14 protein-coding genes are annotated in these 17,169 nt (G+C 48.3%); 8 read left to right on the top strand and 6 right to left on the bottom strand.

Features of this window, described 5'->3' with window-relative positions:
* Window positions 1-174: 174 nt before the first annotated feature.
* The 3 genes from ACOJUN_RS14775 to phrB all read right to left on the bottom strand — a co-directional run bounded on the left by ACOJUN_RS14775 (window position 175) and on the right by phrB (window position 3,533).
* The gene (locus tag ACOJUN_RS14775; RefSeq protein ID WP_422132706.1) at window positions 175-372 is read right to left on the bottom strand and encodes a hypothetical protein; all 198 of its coding nucleotides are present in this window, start codon (window positions 370-372) and stop codon (window positions 175-177) included.
* Window positions 373-477: 105 nt separating this feature from the next.
* Window positions 478-1,452, bottom strand: coding sequence for a YbgA family protein (locus ACOJUN_RS14780; protein WP_422132707.1), 975 nt, complete (start codon window positions 1,450-1,452; stop codon window positions 478-480).
* A gap of 662 nt (window positions 1,453-2,114) precedes the next feature.
* Entirely contained in the window at window positions 2,115-3,533 is a 1,419-nt protein-coding gene (gene phrB, locus ACOJUN_RS14785; protein ID WP_422132708.1) for a deoxyribodipyrimidine photo-lyase, read from the bottom strand.
* Window positions 3,534-3,809: 276 nt separating this feature from the next.
* On the opposite strand from phrB, the gene eat reads away from it, so the two are divergent.
* The 7 genes from eat to ilvD all read left to right on the top strand — a co-directional run bounded on the left by eat (window position 3,810) and on the right by ilvD (window position 12,988).
* Window positions 3,810-5,255, top strand: coding sequence for an ethanolamine permease (gene eat / locus ACOJUN_RS14790; RefSeq protein ID WP_422132709.1), 1,446 nt, complete (start codon window positions 3,810-3,812; stop codon window positions 5,253-5,255).
* A gap of 66 nt (window positions 5,256-5,321) precedes the next feature.
* The gene (locus tag ACOJUN_RS14795; protein WP_422132710.1) at window positions 5,322-6,695 is read left to right on the top strand and encodes a glutamine synthetase family protein; all 1,374 of its coding nucleotides are present in this window, start codon (window positions 5,322-5,324) and stop codon (window positions 6,693-6,695) included.
* Between the two features lie 23 nt (window positions 6,696-6,718).
* Window positions 6,719-8,107: an aldehyde dehydrogenase family protein gene (locus ACOJUN_RS14800; protein ID WP_422132711.1), complete on the top strand. Its 1,389-nt coding sequence runs from the start codon at window positions 6,719-6,721 to the stop codon at window positions 8,105-8,107.
* Window positions 8,108-8,129: 22 nt separating this feature from the next.
* A complete protein-coding gene (locus ACOJUN_RS14805) occupies window positions 8,130-9,299 on the top strand; it encodes an iron-containing alcohol dehydrogenase (protein ID WP_422132712.1) in 1,170 nt (389 codons plus the stop codon).
* Window positions 9,296-9,994, top strand: a complete 699-nt coding sequence (locus ACOJUN_RS14810) for a glutamine amidotransferase-related protein (protein WP_422132713.1) — start codon at window positions 9,296-9,298, stop codon at window positions 9,992-9,994. The genes ACOJUN_RS14805 and ACOJUN_RS14810 overlap by 4 nt, the downstream gene beginning before the upstream one ends.
* A gap of 287 nt (window positions 9,995-10,281) precedes the next feature.
* Entirely contained in the window at window positions 10,282-10,992 is a 711-nt protein-coding gene (locus tag ACOJUN_RS14815) for a DUF3581 family protein (protein WP_422132714.1), read from the top strand.
* A 154-nt stretch (window positions 10,993-11,146) separates the two neighbouring features.
* Complete coding sequence (ilvD, locus tag ACOJUN_RS14820; RefSeq protein WP_422132715.1) at window positions 11,147-12,988, top strand: dihydroxy-acid dehydratase; 1,842 nt, start codon at window positions 11,147-11,149, stop codon at window positions 12,986-12,988.
* Window positions 12,989-13,103: 115 nt separating this feature from the next.
* Here the strand turns inward: ilvD and ACOJUN_RS14825 are convergent, their stop codons facing one another.
* Together ACOJUN_RS14825 and ACOJUN_RS14830 are read right to left on the bottom strand one after the other, a co-directional pair.
* Window positions 13,104-13,316 (bottom strand): type II toxin-antitoxin system PemK/MazF family toxin, encoded by a 213-nt coding sequence (locus ACOJUN_RS14825; RefSeq protein ID WP_422132716.1) that lies wholly within the window; start codon window positions 13,314-13,316, stop codon window positions 13,104-13,106.
* Window positions 13,258-13,491, bottom strand: coding sequence for an AbrB/MazE/SpoVT family DNA-binding domain-containing protein (locus ACOJUN_RS14830; RefSeq protein ID WP_422132717.1), 234 nt, complete (start codon window positions 13,489-13,491; stop codon window positions 13,258-13,260). Before ACOJUN_RS14830 ends, ACOJUN_RS14825 begins: the two co-directional genes overlap by 59 nt.
* Before the next feature lie 354 nt (window positions 13,492-13,845).
* On the opposite strand from ACOJUN_RS14830, the gene ACOJUN_RS14835 reads away from it, so the two are divergent.
* The gene (locus tag ACOJUN_RS14835; RefSeq protein WP_422132718.1) at window positions 13,846-15,663 is read left to right on the top strand and encodes a hypothetical protein; all 1,818 of its coding nucleotides are present in this window, start codon (window positions 13,846-13,848) and stop codon (window positions 15,661-15,663) included.
* Window positions 15,664-15,745: 82 nt separating this feature from the next.
* Here ACOJUN_RS14835 and ACOJUN_RS14840 read toward each other — a convergent pair whose 3' ends face one another.
* A complete protein-coding gene (locus ACOJUN_RS14840; protein ID WP_422132719.1) occupies window positions 15,746-17,125 on the bottom strand; it encodes a sodium-dependent transporter in 1,380 nt (459 codons plus the stop codon).
* Between the last annotated feature and the right edge of the window lie 44 nt (window positions 17,126-17,169).

The raw sequence follows: 17,169 nt of genomic DNA on the forward strand, positions 1-17,169 counted from the left end.
CTTCTTTTCTGATAATCAGTGAAGTAGTTTGAAGTGCTTATCTGGAAGGAGGCTACTGCTGTGTGGCGTGCAAGATGCGAAGTATCCGAATAGTGATTCCGCTTTCTTTGTGACTGTCAGCGCTATTGAGGGTGTCGCAAAACTTCAACAGCTCGTTCTCACGCTCTGAAGTCGTCATTCCCGCGAAGGCGGGAATCCAGCGCCAACATTGGGTCTCTGCCTTTTCGGGGATGACAAGGCCAAGGGGGGCACCGGGCAGTATGGTTCTGGTGGTGAGTCAGTGTGGATTCCCGCCTTCGCGGGAATGACGAGAATGAAGCCGTGAATGACGAGAGTAAACTCGTTCTCAGGCTGGAGAGAGTTTTGCGACACCCTCTATCAGGCGAGGGTTCTTGACCGCTCAAGAAGGTTCTGTTTCACAGTTTGTAGCTCAGCACCAGACACTTGTGTCCGGCGCTTAGTGTGGAGCGTCAGAATTCAGATCTGATTCCTGAGTCCTAATTGATCAGGATGAGGGTTTAGATAGGTTTGTTCCCGAATGTAATCGTTACCATGATTTTCAATGAAATGGCGTAGCATGGTCATTGGAACCACTAATGGCAATATACCCTGACGGTACTCCTCGACCAGCTTGAGAAACTGGTTTCGCTCTTTGGTATCCACGGTCTTTTTCACATACCCCAGAATGTGCAACATGGTATTGGTGTGGGACTTGCGGTTAGCTCTTTTTTTCAGGGTGTTCATGAATTCTTCGAAGTATTGTGCCAGCAAAGATTCCAGTTCCAGTTTGCCACCTTTGGCGACCAGTTTTCCCAAGGCGGTGTAGTCACTGGGGTTGTGAGCCATGATCATATATTTGTGGGTAGAGTGGAAACGAACCACAGCGGCATGACTGGGGTTGTTCAGCACTTCGTTGTGCCAGCGGTGGTAGGCATAGACCCGGGTGAAGAAATTTTCCCTTAAAACGGGGTCATGGAGTCGGCCTTCTTCCTCTACCGGCAGTAAGGGGCTTGCTGCCATCAGAGCCTTGGCGTAGGCGCCGGCTGAACTGACGCCGGAAGGGCAGCCGTTTTCATGGTAGACCTTGACCCTTTCCATACCGCAACTGGGGGATTTTTGCATCAGGATGTAGCCACTGATATCGGTTAATTCTTTGGCTTTCTTGTAGCCATAATCCGTTAGTTGATCGGTAACGTCGACATCCGGATGGTCTGTACCCACAACCCGAACCTTTTGGATATCCCCAACCAGACGAATTGGCTCTCTGGGGGTGCCGAGTCCGATGGCTACTTCGGGGCAGACTGGTTCGAAGTGGAAGTACTGGCTCAGGGTATTCATGCAGAATGAAGAGCGCTTGTGCCCACCATCGTACCGGACTTTCTGACCCATCAGGCAGGCGCTGATGCCGAGTTTGATGTCTTTTTCAGGTTCTGGAATCGAGACGATAGCCATTTAACTCTTCCTTTCTTATCCCTTTGCTTTCAATGTCACTTATTTTAAGGCAAACCCCCGGGAGCCTGTCGGACCAAGGTTCGACCCGGGCACCGGAAAGAGCGGCCATCTTTATCTTTTGTAAGCTTCCTGCCAGGTCCGAATAAAACGACAGCACGGAAGGCTAACATACTACTGCGTACGTATAAGTCCAACGATTCGGCACTGATAATAACAAAGACCGATAACAACAAAGGCCCAAGTTGCACTCACTTGAGAAACTCCCATATCAATATCGCTGAGAAACCTCCGACTGCCCCAGACACATAATCGGGCAGAGAAAAACCGAATATACTACGAAACAATAAACCGATTAAAAAACTTGCTACCAACATCACTGCAAGGGCAATCAGGCAACGTTTCCAGAGAGGCAATATGGATGAAGCAGTTTTAACATCAGACATGATTATCTTCAAAAGACCATAATCACCCAGTCTAGTAGGCGACCGTCATAACCCGCAAATTCAGAGGCGTTATAAACAGCGTGATTTACGATGCAAAATCGACCTGAAGGGTTGCTCAGACAGGTCAACCATTCGCACAAATCCAACAAAAAAAACTGCCTCGTCCACTGAAATTCATTTCCGAAGGCTCAGGGGCGAGACAGGCTCTTCCGATTTTGTTTATGACTGCTTCAGCGCCTTGAAAGCAGAGAGTACTTTTGCTCTGGATGCTTTGAGGTCAACAATCGGTGCCGGGTAGTTAATCTCATGAGTATTTTTTTGCCAGGGGGCGTGAATCTCCTTACTACTGAGTTTGTCCAGCTGGGGTAGCCAGTGGCGAATAAAATGACCTTGTGAATCAAATTTCTCGGACTGACTGACAGGGTTAAACATTCTGAAATAGGGGGCCGCATCGGTGCCTGTGCTGGCAGACCACTGCCAGCCACCGTTGTTGGCAGACAGATCACCATCAATCAGATGCTGCATAAAGAAGGTTTCCCCGAGGCGCCAGTCAATCATCAGATTTTTGCTCAGGAACATGGCCGTGACCATTCTGAGGCGGTTGTGCATCCAGCCGGTATTCACCAATTGCTTCATGGCTGCATCGACTAATGGAAAGCCGGTCTCACCTTTGCACCAGGCATTGAATGCCTGTTTATCCTGATTCCAGGGCAGATGTTCGGTTTCCGTGATGAATGCCCTGCCTCTGGAGAGTCTGGGAAATCCATGCAAAATATGTTTGTAAAACTCCCGCCAGATTAACTCACTCATCCAGCATTGCAGGCCATCACTTCCTGAGTCCATTTCTCCGTTGTTGGCTTGAAGGGCAGCATAAAAACACTGTTTGAGGGAGACTGTTCCTGAAACCAGGTAGGGTGAGAGGGTGCTGGTGGCATCAATACCCGGAAAATCCCGGAACTTTTTATAACCTTCACCGTGAGACTCAATAAATGCTTTGAGCCGGTTTGCTGCTTCCTCCTCACCAGCGGGCCAGAGTTTTTGCAAGCCTTCTACGGGCTTAAACAGATTTTGATAGTCGAAGGTCTCAACTTCAGGCAACTTCAAGGGCTTTTGCTTTTCAGGCGCAGGCAGTGGCTGAATCTGATGCAGGTTAAGGGTTCGATAGAGAGCCTTTTTAAAGGGCGTGAAGACTTTGAAATAATCACCGCTGCCATTCAACAGTTGACCGGGAGGGATCAGGGTCTGGTCAGAAAAGCGCTGGCACTCTAGCTGCTGCCCGATAAATGTTTGCTCTACAGCCTTGTCCCTGTTTTCTTCATTGAGCCCATGTTCGTTATTAAAGCTTATGCCATCGCACTCTAGCTTCCGGGCCATCTGCAACAGTTGTTGGGCACAGTGCTCAAACCTGAGAGACTGGATGACGACCAATGGAATGTTGAGTCTGTTGAGAGACTGCTCCAGTTGTTTGAGATTCTGCATCCAGAACCAGAGCTTGTTCGGGCTGTCATTGTGCTCCTGCCACTGATCCGGGCACAGGCAATAAACAGCTATAACTTCATTTTTGTCTGCGCAGTGGTATAGAGCAGGGTTGTCACTCACTCTCAGATCGCCTCTGAACCAGACCAGTGTTCGACTCATAGATATGTAGGCTGGAAATCCAGCCCACCTCCGAAATAGGCAAATAAATACTCTCTCTGACTGAGCTGGATTTTCATAGTGTGAATAGCACCTTCAGTTATATTTTTAAGTTATAACTCTGTTACGGACTTTAAAAGGAAGTGGATCATCCCGGGGAAACGTTAAGAACTCTGGCTTAATAGTTGCTAAACAATATTTTAACTTTCTCACTATGCTATCAGGGGAGTTAATAGCATAGATGAGCTAACAGGATGGCTTTAAAAAAAGGTACTACACATGCTCGATACGAGTTCGTTTCCAACAACCCGTTCTGTTGAATATGAGCAGGTTTCTGATGATTATCTGAAGCAGAGACAACTTAAGAAAGGAGCAGCGGGCTGGCTGGTTCTGGCTGGACTCGGGGTTTCTTATGTGATTTCCGGAGATTTTGCCGGTTGGAATTTCGGGCTGGAACAGGGCGGTTTTGGTGGCATGCTCCTGGCCACCCTTGTCATGGCTATTATGTATACCTTTATGGTGTTGTCATTGGCTGAGCTGTCTTCTTCATTACCTACTGCTGGTGGCGGCTACTCCTACGCCCGTCGGGCAATGGGTCCCTGGGGAGGGTATCTGACAGGCACCGCCATACTTCTTGAATATGCGATCGCGCCTGCAGCGATAGCCGTGTTTATAGGCGGGTATGTGAATGAACTTTTTGGTTGGGACGGACCCCTGGTTTACGGTGCCTTCTATGCTGCCTTTATTGGTTTGCACCTTTTGGGGGCCGGAGAAGCTCTGAAAATCATGATGGTGATTACCGGCCTGGCATGTTTAGCCATAGTAGTGTTTATCCTGGGAATGATTCCTGTCTTCAACGTCGACAACCTGTTTGATATCGCCGTGAATGCAGAAGCTACCGGCGCTTCAACTTTCCTGCCCGAAGGTTATGTCGGTATCTGGGCTGCCATCCCATTTGCCATGTGGCTGTTTTTGGCGGTAGAGGGTGTTCCCCTGGCGGCTGAAGAAGCCAGCGATCCCAAGAAGGATATGCCCAGAGGGATTATCACCGCCATGGTCGTTCTGTTGTTGTTTGGAGGGCTGGTACTGGTTCTGGCCCCCGGCGCAGTGGGCGCCGAATACATGAAGGATCATGCTGCTCCACTGGTAGGGGCTCTGCAAGAAGTCTATGGTAAAGACTCTTACATGGCGACCTTTGTAAACTTTGTTGGACTTGCCGGTCTGATCGCGTCCTTCTTTTCTATCATTTACGCTTATTCCCGACAGGTATTCGCCTTGTCCAGAGCCGGCTATTTACCTCGCTTTTTATCAAAAACCGGTGAGCGAAAAGTGCCCACAATGGCCCTGGTCATTCCTGGAATCATTGGTTTCCTGCTGTCATTGACCGGAGAAGGTGATCTGATGATCACTATGGCCGTTTTTGGTGCCACCCTCTCCTACGCCATGATGACGCTGTCTCATATTATCCTGCGAGTTAAAGAGCCAGAGCTGGAACGTCCTTATAAAACGCCGGGTGGCATCATAACGTCAGGCATTGCTTTTGGTCTGGCTATTGTTGCCTTTCTCTCTACCTTTCTGGTGAGCAGCGAAGCCGCTTTCTGGTCTGCGGCTTTCTATGCCGTCATGGTGGCTTATTTCGGTTTATACAGCCGACAGCACCTGGTGGCTAAAGCGCCAGAAGAAGAATTCGAAGCCATTGCCGAAGCTGAGTCTGAGCTGAGCTGAGCTGATTGTTTGGGCACCTTTCTGGTGCCTGACACCTGAAAAGCCTAAGAAAAACGAGTATCAAATATGCACAACCCCAGAGATGTCAAAACCATTGAAGATGCTAAAAAAATTGTTGAAGAGAGGGGACTCTCTCACGTTAAGGTCGGTCTTTTCGATAACGATGGAATCATGCTCGGCAAATACATGAGCAAGGCCAAGTTTTTTTCAGCTCTGGAAAGCGGCTTTGCCTTTTGTGATGTAATCCTCGGCTGGGACAGTAAAGACCAGCTTTATGACAATGTAAAATATACAGGCTGGCATACTGGATACCCTGATGCTCCCGTACGAATCCTGCCCCATTCCTGCCGGGAGATCCCATTTGAAAATGGCATGCTGTTGTTCATTGCCGAATTCAAGGGGCAGTCAGAAGCGCTCTGTCCCCGGGGTACATTGAGAAGGGTCATTGAGAAAGCAGCTGACATGGGCTTTGATGCCCGTGCGGCGCTGGAATATGAATTTTTTATGTTCCAGGAGACACCGGAATCGGTTCGGGAAAAAGGTTTTCGAAACCTCAAACCATTGACGCCTGACTGGTTTGGTTATTCGATGATAAGAAACTCAGTGCATTCCGATCTTTATCACCAGATACTGGAAATGGCCGAAGTAATGGATTTTCCCATCGAAGGCATTCATACAGAAACCGGGCCTGGCGTGGTCGAAGCTGCCATTGCTGTCGACTCTGCTGAAAATGCCGCAGATAAAGCCGCACTGTTTAAAACGTTTATGAAAGTGCTGGCGCAGCGTAATGGGCTGATGGCCACTTTTATGGCCAAGTGGTCACCGGATTATCCGGGGCAGAGCGGTCATATTCATTTGTCTTTGTTCAACAAAAAGGATGGGCAGTCGGCGTTCTTTGATCCCAGCCAGAAACACAGCATCAGTCAGACACAGAGGCATTTTATTGCCGGTTTGCAGCGATTAATGCCTGAATTTCTGCCCATGCTGGCCCCTACCGTCAATAGTTACACCCGACTTATTCCCGGCTTCTGGGCACCTACCGACGCGACCTGGGGGGTTGAAAACCGTACCACCGCATTGCGTGTTATTCCGGGTTCAGAGACGTCACAGAGAGTGGAGTACCGGTTGGGCTCTGCGGATGCTAACCCTTATCTTTCCCTTTCCGCCGCTTTGGCTTCCGGTCTTCAGGGCATTATTCACCAATGGGAGCCCGAGGATCAGGTGAAAGGAAATGCCTACGACCAGGGGCACCCACCTGAATATGCACTACCCACAACGCTCTGGGATGCAGCCCAAAAATTCAAGCAATCCGAAGCCGCCCGAACGATGTTGGGTGGCGCTTTCGTCGAACACTACGCTGCTTCCAGAGAGTGGGAAGAACGAGAGTTCAGAAAGCATATTACGGATTGGGAAATGGATCGTTATTTCGAAATTATCTGATCACTTCCAACGGATTTAAAACAATGAATAATACACAGATTACCCTTTCACCAGTGGATGGTTCGGTGGTTGCTGAACGTCCACTGTCTTATATTTCAGACATTAATCAAGCGTTGGCAAAGGCTGAGAAAGCTCAGCTTGAGTGGCAAAGTACTGCTCTGGAAGAGCGACAAAACATCTGCAGCAAAGCTGTGGATTACTTTGTCGCTCAGAAAGACGACATTGCCAGTGAAATTACCTGGCAGATGGGTAGACCAGTCAAATACTCTGCCGGAGAAGTAGCAGGGTTTGAAGAGCGTGCCCGCTACATGATTGAAGCTTCAAGTGAAGCACTGAAGCTCGTCACAATTCCTGAAAAAAAAGGCTTTACCCGTTATATCTGCAAGGAAGCTCTGGGTGTTGTGTTGGTCATAGCGCCCTGGAATTATCCTTACCTGACCGCAATCAACAGCATTATGCCAGCCCTGCTGGCCGGTAATGCCGTGCTTCTGAAGCATTCTGCTCAAACCCCGCTCTGTGCCGAGCGCATGGTCGAAGCCTTTCTTCAAGCGGGTCTGCCTGAAGGGCTTTTTCAGTATCTGCACATGTCCCATGAGAACACTGAGTACCTGATTCAATGTGACGCGATCAAGCATGTGGCGTTTACGGGCTCAGTTCCTGCGGGAGCCGTAGTAGAAAAGGCGGCTGCCGGACGATTCATCGGTATGGGTCTGGAGCTTGGTGGCAAAGATCCTGCCTATATCAGAGCGGATGCTGATCTGGATGCAGCGACAGACACGGTGATAGACGGTGCTTTCTTTAACTCCGGTCAATCCTGCTGTGGCATAGAAAGGCTCTACGTACATGAAGCTGTTTATGATGCATTTGTTGAAAAGGCTGTTGCTCTGGTGAAGCAATACCGCCTCGGACGACCCGATGATCCTGAAACCACTCTGGGTCCTCTGGTAAAAAGCAGTGCTGCGGACTTTGTCAGGGGGCAGGTGGAAGAAGCTGTGTTACAGGGTGCAGTTGCTCATATCGATCCGGCCTTGTTTCCCAAGGATGAGCCAGGCACTCCCTATCTTGCACCCCAGCTGCTGACTCAGGTAAATCACGCTATGCGGCTGATGACTGAAGAAAGTTTCGGTCCTGTTTTAGGGATTCAAAAAGTTTCTTCAGATGAAGAAGCGCTCAGCCTGATGAACGACAGTGAATTTGGACTGACTGCCGCCATTTTCTCACGGGATATTGAGCGGGCGGTTGAGTTGGGTCGTCAGGTTCAAACCGGCACTTTCTTTGTCAATCGCTGTGATTATCTTGACCCTGCTCTGGCCTGGACAGGTATTAAAAACTCTGGTCGGGGCTGCACCCTGTCGGTGCTGGGTTTTGATGCCCTGACCCGACCCAAATCTTTCCACATCAAGCACGGCTGAGGCAGTAAGGAGACGTACATTAATGAACATTGAGCAGTACACAGCTAACTGGAACTTCCCGACAGCTATCCGAACGGGCCCTGGCCGCATCAAAGATCTGCCTGCTGCCTGCATTGAACTGGGGATGAGAAACCCACTCATTATTACCGATCCGGGGTTATCACAGTTGCCCATGATTCAGGAAGCCCGGCTACAGGTCAGCTCTGCTCTGACCGGGTGTGGACTGTTTTCCGGAATCAAGGGTAATCCAACCGGTGAGAACGTCTCAGCCGGCGTCGCTGCCTGTAAGGAAGGCGACCATGATGGTGTGATCGCTTTTGGCGGGGGGTCTGCCCTGGATGCGGGTAAGGCTATTGCCCTGATGGTTGGCCAGAGTCGTTCAATCTGGGATTTTGAAGATGTGGGTGATAACTACCTGAGAGTCAATGTAGAGGGAATGTTGCCCGTTGTAGCTGTGCCCACCACCGCCGGAACGGGCTCGGAAGTGGGGCGTTCTTCCGTGATCACCCATCAGGATGAGCAGGTGAAAAAGATCATTTTTCACCCGGGTATGCTTCCTGGCATCGTGCTTCTTGATGCGGAACTGACCTGTGGTTTACCTGCCGGACTCACCGCAGCGACTGGTATAGATGCACTCTCCCATAATCTTGAAGCCTATTGTTCGCCTTTCCATCATCCTATGGCCCAGGGTATCGCACTGGAAGGCATTCGTCTGGTAAAAGACTATCTTCCCAGGGCAGTGGCGCAGGGCAGTGATCTTGAGGCCCGGCATCAGATGCTGGTGGCCTCCAGCATGGGGGCAACGGCTTTTCAAAAAGGTTTGGGTGCTATGCATGCTCTGGCGCATCCACTGGGGGCTTTATACGACGCTCATCATGGATTGTTGAATGCCATTCTGATGCCCTATGTTCTGAAGGCAAACAGAGCCGCCATCGGTCATAAAATGGCGGCCCTCAGTCGTTACCTTGACCTGCCTGCTCCGGGCTTTGACGCTTTCTTCAACTGGGTGATAGAGCTCAGAGAACAGTTGGAAATCCCCCATACACTGGCTGAAATAGGAATCGACGAAAGCCAGCTGAATAAAGTCGGGCGGATGGCCTTTGCCGATCCTTCGGCGGCCGGAAACCCAATCTCTTTTTCTGCGGCTGAATATCAGCAGATAGGCCAGAATGCGGTTCGAGGAAATCTATGATGAAAGTCGGTTTGCTGTTGTGTGATGATGTTTCGCCCGAGCTGCGCAAGGTTCACAACAATTATCCGGATATGTTTCTGGCTCTGTTGAGAAAGCAGGAACCTGATATACAGATGATCACCTACCGGGTAGTGGATGGTGAGATTCCTGAAACGACTCATGAGTGTGATTGCTGGATTATCTCGGGCAGTCGTCACAGTGCTTATGATCCTTTTCCATGGATAGCTTTATTGGAAGGGTTTATCAGAAGGCTGTACGAGGATCGTTGCAAGTTGGCGGGTATTTGTTTTGGTCATCAAATCATGGCAAACAGTCTTGGGGGGCAAGTAGCGCTGGCTGACAAAGGCTGGGGTGTTGGTATGTCGTACAATCACGTCACCCGAAAGACCCGCTGGATGGAGCCTGCGGTTGAGGACTTCAAGTTACTGGTCAGTCACAGGGATCAAGTCACTCGTTTGCCATCTTCGGCTGAAGTACTCGCCTGCAGTGATTTCTGTCCCAATTTTATGCTGCAATATGGCGATTCTTTTATCAGTATTCAGGGGCATCCGGAATTCAGCAAGTCTTACTCTGCGGACTTGATGAATTCACGTCGGGAGGCGATTCCCGGGGACAGAGTGCGCAAGGGCATGGATTCGTTGAAAGACGATCCTGATAGTGATCTGATAGCTCAATGGATCATGCAGTTTTTCTAGTCATGGTCTAACCCGGAAATTTAATTGAGTTTCCGGGTTGATACTAAAATGGCTTATTAATCAATTGGTTGTATTAATATATGAAGTGCTGAAACAAACGGCTACGTTTTAGTAACAGTAGTCTTATTCGGATTTGACGTATGATATCAGTGAGTCGCCAGAGATAGATCGAGCCCTCTGGCCGTTTTCAATATTTGATTCTCACTGCCCTGGGGAAATACAAGTCCATATGAAATGGATTGAGCTCTGGTCACTCATCTGAAAGACCGGGCCAACAGAACAACATTATGTTTTTAGATCAATATTGTACTGAGCTGGAAAATAACCAGTTCTCATTCACTCGTCAGCAGTCCAGTGATTTTGCCAAGAATATCGCCAATGACTTCAACCCGCTGCATGATGTCGACACCAAGAAGTTTTGTGTTCCGGGTGATCTTCTGTTTGCCAAAATTCTCTGCTCTGAAGGGCTATACCCTGATATGAAAGTGAGTTTCAGTGGCATGGTCAGTGATGGCGTTGCCCTGTCGATTGCCGATGCCGACAATGGTGACAAGATTATTTGTGACCAGAGTGAGAAGGAATACCTGCGGGTTGAGCATGATGGCAAGCAAACAAACAATGCTGACATGATTGCAAAGCTGGTAAAGGCTTATGTGGCGTTCTCAGGTGAAAACTTCCCACATGTTCTGGTGCCACTGATGAAAGAGAAGAATGTCATGATTAATGTGGCGCGGCCTCTGGTTATCTACGAAACCATGTCGGTACATCTGGACACAATTGATCTGAAAGACCCCGTAATAGAGGCCTCAGCGTCTCATCTGGAAGTGAATGGCAAACGTGGTAATGTCACCCTGGGCTTTGTCTTCAAAGAAGGTGACAAAGTTGTGGGCGAAGGGAAGAAAACCATGGTTCTGGCCAACCTGCGGGAATATGATCAGCCTGCCGTCGACAGTATGGTCGAGGAGTATAATCGTCGCCGGATAGAATACGCAGCTTAATTATTCTTCTGCATTATGAGGCTGTCGGGAGCCTATCAGGCTCCCATCATTCTGTTATAATCCCGAATCCGCCATGGAAGACATCAGAGAGCCTGGTTTCCAGAGAGCTTCTCAAACATCAGGATTAAGAATCAGAGAGAAAGGATAGAGAGTCATGCCTGCATACCGTTCAAGAACCTCGACCCACGGTCGTAATATGGCTGGAGCCCGCTCGCTTTGGCGTGCCACGGGTATGAAGGATGATGACTTCAAAAAGCCTATTATTGCCGTAGCCAACTCTTTTACCCAGTTTGTTCCCGGCCATGTTCATTTAAAAGACATGGGACAGCTGGTGGCCAGAGAAATTGAAAAGCATGGTGGTGTAGCCAAAGAGTTTAATACCATCGCCGTCGATGATGGTATCGCGATGGGCCATGACGGCATGCTTTACTCCCTGCCCAGCCGGGACATCATTGCCGACTCCGTTGAGTACATGGTAAATGCCCATACTGCTGATGCCCTGGTCTGTATTTCCAACTGCGACAAGATTACTCCCGGAATGCTCAATGCCGCCATGAGACTGAATATTCCAGTGATATTTGTCTCCGGTGGTCCCATGGAGGCCGGTAAAACCAAATTGGCACAGCATGGACTGGACCTGGTCGATGCCATGGTCATTGCCGCCTCGGATGCCGACGATGAAACTGTTGCTGAGTATGAACGTTCAGCTTGCCCAACCTGTGGCTCCTGCTCCGGTATGTTTACCGCCAACTCCATGAACTGTTTGACGGAAGCTCTGGGTCTGTCCCTGCCGGGCAATGGTTCCATGCTGGCCACTCATGCCGATCGTGAGCAACTGTTCCTCGAAGCCGGTCGACGGATTGTCGATATTACCAAGCGCTATTACGAACAGAATGACGAGTCTGTTCTGCCTCGCTCTATTGCCAGCTATAAGGCCTTTGAAAATGCTATGAGTCTGGATATAGCCATGGGGGGGTCCACCAATACCATTCTGCATTTGCTGGCCGCTGCACAGGAAGCGGGTGTCGATTTCACCATGAAAGATATTGATGCCCTTTCTCGCAAGGTGCCTCAGCTGTGCAAGGTGGCACCTAACATCCAGAAATACCATATGGAAGATGTCCATCGTGCAGGTGGTGTGTTTGGCATCCTGGGTGAACTGGATCGGGCAGGGTTGTTGAACAATGAGATCCCGACGGTTCACAGTGAAACCATGGCCGCAGCTCTGGCTAAATGGGATATCAAACAGACCAGTGACGAATCGGTACTGACATTCTTCAAGGCAGGACCTGCCGGCATACGTACGACACAGGCATTCAGTCAGGAAACTCGCTGGCCAACGCTGGACGATGATCGTGAATCAGGTTGTATCCGGACACTGGAGCATGCATACAGCAATGAAGGTGGTCTCGCGGTTCTGACCGGTAATATTGCCCTGGATGGTTGCGTAGTAAAAACCTCTGGTGTCGATGAGAGTATTCTGGTTTTTGAAGGACCTGCACATATCTGTGAGAGTCAGGAAGATGCAGTCAGTGATATTCTCGAAGGTCGGGTAGAAGCCGGTGATGTTGTTATCGTCCGCTACGAAGGTCCCAAAGGTGGTCCGGGTATGCAGGAGATGTTGTATCCGACCAGCTACCTGAAATCCAAAGGTTTGGGTAAAGAGTGCGCGCTCCTGACCGATGGTCGTTTCTCTGGTGGTACTTCCGGACTTTCCATAGGTCATGCTTCTCCAGAAGCGGCAGCGGGGGGCAATATTGCTCTGGTAGAAAAAGGCGATATCGTTCGTATTGATATCCCTAATCGTACCATTGACGTACAGTTGTCTGATGAAGAGCTGGCCGAGCGTCGTACCCGGATGGAAGTGAAAGGCAAGGCAGCCTGGAAACCTCTGAAAGAGCGGCCTCGTAAGGTTTCTGCGTCATTAAAAGCCTATGCGGCTATGGTGACCAGTGCCGATAAAGGTGCTGTCAGAGATGTGTCGCTCCTGGATTGACAGTGACTCATGAACGACAAGCTCTATGTTATATAGAGCTTGTCGTGTACTTTATCTGTCGTAAACAAACAAAAAATTCAGGACAATGAGTCTGAGCTTACATTGATGTGCCGACTTAATCGAAAATAGCCACTATTTTGGCTATCGCTTCTTCAACTGCATCAGGATCAGCTTTCTCTATGAATTCTAGTTCTCTCGAAAGGTAGTCCAATGACTTGATCTGTTCACAAAGGGCAACTCCTGAAACATCTCCGCCATCAATTTTGACCTCAAAGGGCCAGCCTCTTATCTTCCTGATTAGGCTCAAAACTGTTCTCGTCATAACCATCAAACATCTGCTCCAAGGTGTATTTCACCTTTGGCTTTGATTCCTTCAGGAGAATTTCACCCTTTAAAGAATTTACTTCCAACCAGGAACCTTCACCTAACCCTGAAATAGAAAGAGCCTTAGCAGGTATTCTAACGGCAAGGCTATTACCCCATTTTTTAATTTGAACGATCATCTGGCCACTGGCTCCGAATAAAAGTATATACACAGGTATAAACTATAGCGCCTGAGCAAGTTAATACAAGCGTTCTTAAATTTGGCCACTTTTAAAACTACGAGTGCTCGAAATCGTACAGGGAACTGAATTTTAGTTTCAGGTCTCCAGCCCATGCTCAAGCACTAATCCTTACTGACTTTCATTTTCAGAGATGAGGTTGAGCTCGTTATCCGCCTTTTCTATTTAAAAGCGGAGTTAAAAGGGTGATCAGGTCAAGTCTGGCGGGTGCAGAAAATCTGTCGCTGCTGCAATAGATGGACTACGTTACTGTAGTGTTCAAACTAGGCAAGAAAGACGACAATGGGTAATTATATGGCTCGATTACCAACTGCTGCTTCCCTTGGCCTCATCATAATGGCTTGCCCCTGTTCAAAACTGCTGGCAGGAAGTCCTTTTTCAATGCCTGTGGTGGAGGAATTTGTCAGAGGAAAAACCACAAAAGGGTCTGGCTTCCTGGACGATTTAATTAACCATAATGCTTATACGGGGAAAATCCCTCCTTTTGTACCCAGCCCAAATAGCACCCATCTTATCTTTGCAATGAACTATGAAAATGAGCAAGGCGAAATAATAGCTGAGGGTTCAGAAGCATCGGATGGGGCTGGAGCACAGCAGCCTCAGCCTTTAATGGATATTCCGCTCCCGCCAATGAATCATGCACAAATTACTGCCATTATCCTGGGATTGAATACAGGAATTGCAAACAACACCCTGAACACTATGTTGAGCTATATCCCGATAACCCCACCCGATGAGAGCCTGACAATTGCAAGCATGATTCAGCAAGTACAACAAGTTCTCCATATTTCGGCTGACAGTAACCAGAATGCAATGATAGGCGTTCTGACTAACATCATGGGTACCGAATCTCCTGTCGATATGACTAAGCCAGAAGATCAACAGAACCTGGCGATTTTGATGTTGAGCTACTACACAATCATCCATTCAAATGAAAGCCTCCCTCAGGTGGCTCATGCTTTATTTGACTCATTCCTGTTTCACGCCACTGGCTTGTCTGGTATTGAGAGACTCCATGCCGGAAAACGTGACCTTTTAGGTACATTAGCCTCAATAAACGATCACGACGTTTTAAAAGCAAATGTTAAAGAGTCTGCTTCCGTTTTCTCTGGCCTGAAGTTATTGGGAGAAATGCGTCTTAAGATTTTGCAACAATTGGGTGGTTCCCCAGAAGCTGAAAATTCTGAGGCATCAGCAGACCCAATGTTATTAGCTGCTTACTCTCTGCTCAATTTTGAAGTTAATAAAAATTTAACACCGCTTTATCAGTACGGTGTAGAATCAGCTGAACAAATGTTAATGCTTATAGAAGAATATGGTGAGAAAGATCCTGAATCAGTTGCCTCGAATATGCAGTTCATGAGTTTCTTGTATGCCACAAGCCTGAAACTTGAACATCTCTTTAAAAAAATCGTAAGTGCACATGTTGATAATATGCCGAGTTGTTTTAGCCAATCAGATACGGAAGAAGACATGGTTGAAAATTATGTAACGATTTTCAGAAAATTAGAATTAAAGATAAGACTCAAAAGGGTATTAAACGCCTCAAATGAAAACCCTGGAAATGAAAACCCTGAATTGTTTCAAAAATTTCTTCTAGCCTTAGAAAAGTTCATAACGAATCAATTAGAAAAACCGTTTATTGGTAGATGTGAATTCACGTGCACAATGTTAAGCCTTGGCACAATATTTGACAGAATGCAAATAAACTATGTTGTGGCAGTGTCAACTGCTGTGATGGCGATGTTTCCGCCAACTGTTAATACCAACGTCACTGAGCAGGTTCATGGAGCTATACAAAACAAGGCAGAAAAGAGAGATAAAGAAAAAGAGCTTAGCATCGAAGAGAAAGAGAAGGAGAGAAGAAAAGAAGAAGAGAGGATAAAATATCTGAAAAAACGGGAAAAATACCTGGATGATTTCACTGAATGGTTCGATGCTAACTTTGATTATTCTGTGGAAGAACTTTATGGTTCTGAGAATATCGAGGCTGTCAGAGCGAGAGTGGAAACGTTTTGTGGTTCTGAGAATATCGAGGCCGTCATAGAGAGAGTGGATGCGCTTTATGATTCTGGGGGTATCGATGCCGTCAGAGAGAGTTTTGGCTTTTGACGGAGTTTATTTTTAATCTTCTTCCTGTTCTTTCAGCCCGGTTGCTATTAGCAGGCTTTCCGGGAAATTTTTAAAAAGAAGATCAGAGATTGCTCAGGAAGAGTATCAGAATCAGGCCCGGGCAAATCGTCCTGATATACCAGGGCCAGATCTTCCAGAACAGGCTCTTCCGGATTTCAGGAAAGCCCTGACTCAATTCCTTCAGCAGGCGGTTCTGACGCATGATCCAGCTGCCATAAATGGCAATCATGAAGCACAAAACAGGTTGCAGATACTGAGTAGCGACTTTAACGGCCAGACCCAGCAGCGTCTCAATGTGATAAATGATTAAAACCGACAGGCAGGCTGAGATCACCGTAATGCACCAACTGGCGTAATGGCGACGAAAACTGAGCTTTTCAACCATATAGGCTACGGTTGGTTCTATCAGAGAAATCGATGAAGTCAGCGCGGCAATCGTTAGCAGCATGAAGAAAGCCAGCGCAACCAGCTGCCCGAGTATTCCCAGCTGATTAAATAAGGTTGGCAGTACGTTAAACACCAGCGTGTCAGCACTGTGGAGCTGTCCGTTAGCGGTGTAAATCTCGATACCCTGCTGCATGGCAGCGAACATACAGGGAATGATCAGCATACCAGCCAGGAACGCCACTGAGCTGTCGACCAGCGCAACCTGGAAAGCGGTGAGTGGAAGGTTGGCTTTTTTACTCAGATAAGAACCGTAAACCATCATGCAGCCCACACCCAGAGACATAGAGAAGAAAGACTGCCCCAGGGCTGAAATCAAAAGCTGTTGGTTCAGTAGTTTGGAAAAGTCCGGAATCAGATAGACTTTCAAACCTTCTATACCACCGGGTCGGCTTAAAGCGAAAGCAATGAGCACAGACAAAATAATAAACAGGGCGGGCATCAGCCTGTTACACCAGCGCTCTATGCCCTCTTTAACCCCACCGATGACGATCAACGTGGTCAGAACCATGAAAAGCAGGGTGACCAGAGCCGTTGAGTAGACATTAAAATCGGTCAGCCAGCTGGCCGCCGCGTGAAGGCCGCCCAATTCGAAGATCGGGGCCAGAGAGAAACCAGTAAACCAGCCACCGATAATGCTGTAAAAACTGTAAATCAGAGTCAGGGTCACCAATCCCATAATGCTGGTGATCAAGCCCAGTTTTTTGACCCAGTTCCTGTTATCCAGACCGGTCATGGCAGTCACTGAGTTGGATTGACTGTATCGGCCGATAGTGAGTTCGGCCACCAGTGTGGGATAGGCAAGAAGGAATGAGAAACAGAGGTAAACCAGAACAAAGGCTGCGCCGCCATTTTGTGCCGTCTGGGTTGGAAAGCTCCAGATGTTTCCCACACCTACTGCGCAGCCGGCAGCGGCAATAATAAAGCTCAGTCTGCTACTGAACTGACCTCGTGTAGCCTGGATTTCTGGCAAGGTGGATTTACTCTGATCAGTCATTCCATTCAGGGACTGTTTGTCCGCCGACTTATTTTTAATACAGC

Source organism: Endozoicomonas sp. ALD040 (assembly GCF_049275945.1).
Classification (GTDB): Bacteria; Pseudomonadota; Gammaproteobacteria; order Pseudomonadales; family Endozoicomonadaceae; genus Endozoicomonas_A.

What these genes read in the sequence shown, in the direction of transcription:
- ACOJUN_RS14780 (WP_422132707.1), bottom strand. Translation starts at nt 1,452, where the DNA reads ATGGCTATCGTCTCGATTCCAGAACCTGAAAAAGACATCAAACTCGGC.
- phrB (WP_422132708.1), bottom strand. Translation starts at nt 3,533, where the DNA reads ATGAGTCGAACACTGGTCTGGTTCAGAGGCGATCTGAGAGTGAGTGAC.
- eat (WP_422132709.1), top strand. Translation starts at nt 3,810, where the DNA reads ATGCTCGATACGAGTTCGTTTCCAACAACCCGTTCTGTTGAATATGAG.
- ACOJUN_RS14795 (WP_422132710.1), top strand. Translation starts at nt 5,322, where the DNA reads ATGCACAACCCCAGAGATGTCAAAACCATTGAAGATGCTAAAAAAATT.
- ACOJUN_RS14800 (WP_422132711.1), top strand. Translation starts at nt 6,719, where the DNA reads ATGAATAATACACAGATTACCCTTTCACCAGTGGATGGTTCGGTGGTT.
- ACOJUN_RS14805 (WP_422132712.1), top strand. Translation starts at nt 8,130, where the DNA reads ATGAACATTGAGCAGTACACAGCTAACTGGAACTTCCCGACAGCTATC.
- ACOJUN_RS14810 (WP_422132713.1), top strand. Translation starts at nt 9,296, where the DNA reads ATGATGAAAGTCGGTTTGCTGTTGTGTGATGATGTTTCGCCCGAGCTG.
- ACOJUN_RS14815 (WP_422132714.1), top strand. Translation starts at nt 10,282, where the DNA reads ATGTTTTTAGATCAATATTGTACTGAGCTGGAAAATAACCAGTTCTCA.
- ilvD (WP_422132715.1), top strand. Translation starts at nt 11,147, where the DNA reads ATGCCTGCATACCGTTCAAGAACCTCGACCCACGGTCGTAATATGGCT.
- ACOJUN_RS14825 (WP_422132716.1), bottom strand. Translation starts at nt 13,316, where the DNA reads ATGGTTATGACGAGAACAGTTTTGAGCCTAATCAGGAAGATAAGAGGC.
- ACOJUN_RS14830 (WP_422132717.1), bottom strand. Translation starts at nt 13,491, where the DNA reads ATGATCGTTCAAATTAAAAAATGGGGTAATAGCCTTGCCGTTAGAATA.
- ACOJUN_RS14835 (WP_422132718.1), top strand. Translation starts at nt 13,846, where the DNA reads ATGGCTCGATTACCAACTGCTGCTTCCCTTGGCCTCATCATAATGGCT.
- ACOJUN_RS14840 (WP_422132719.1), bottom strand. Translation starts at nt 17,125, where the DNA reads ATGACTGATCAGAGTAAATCCACCTTGCCAGAAATCCAGGCTACACGA.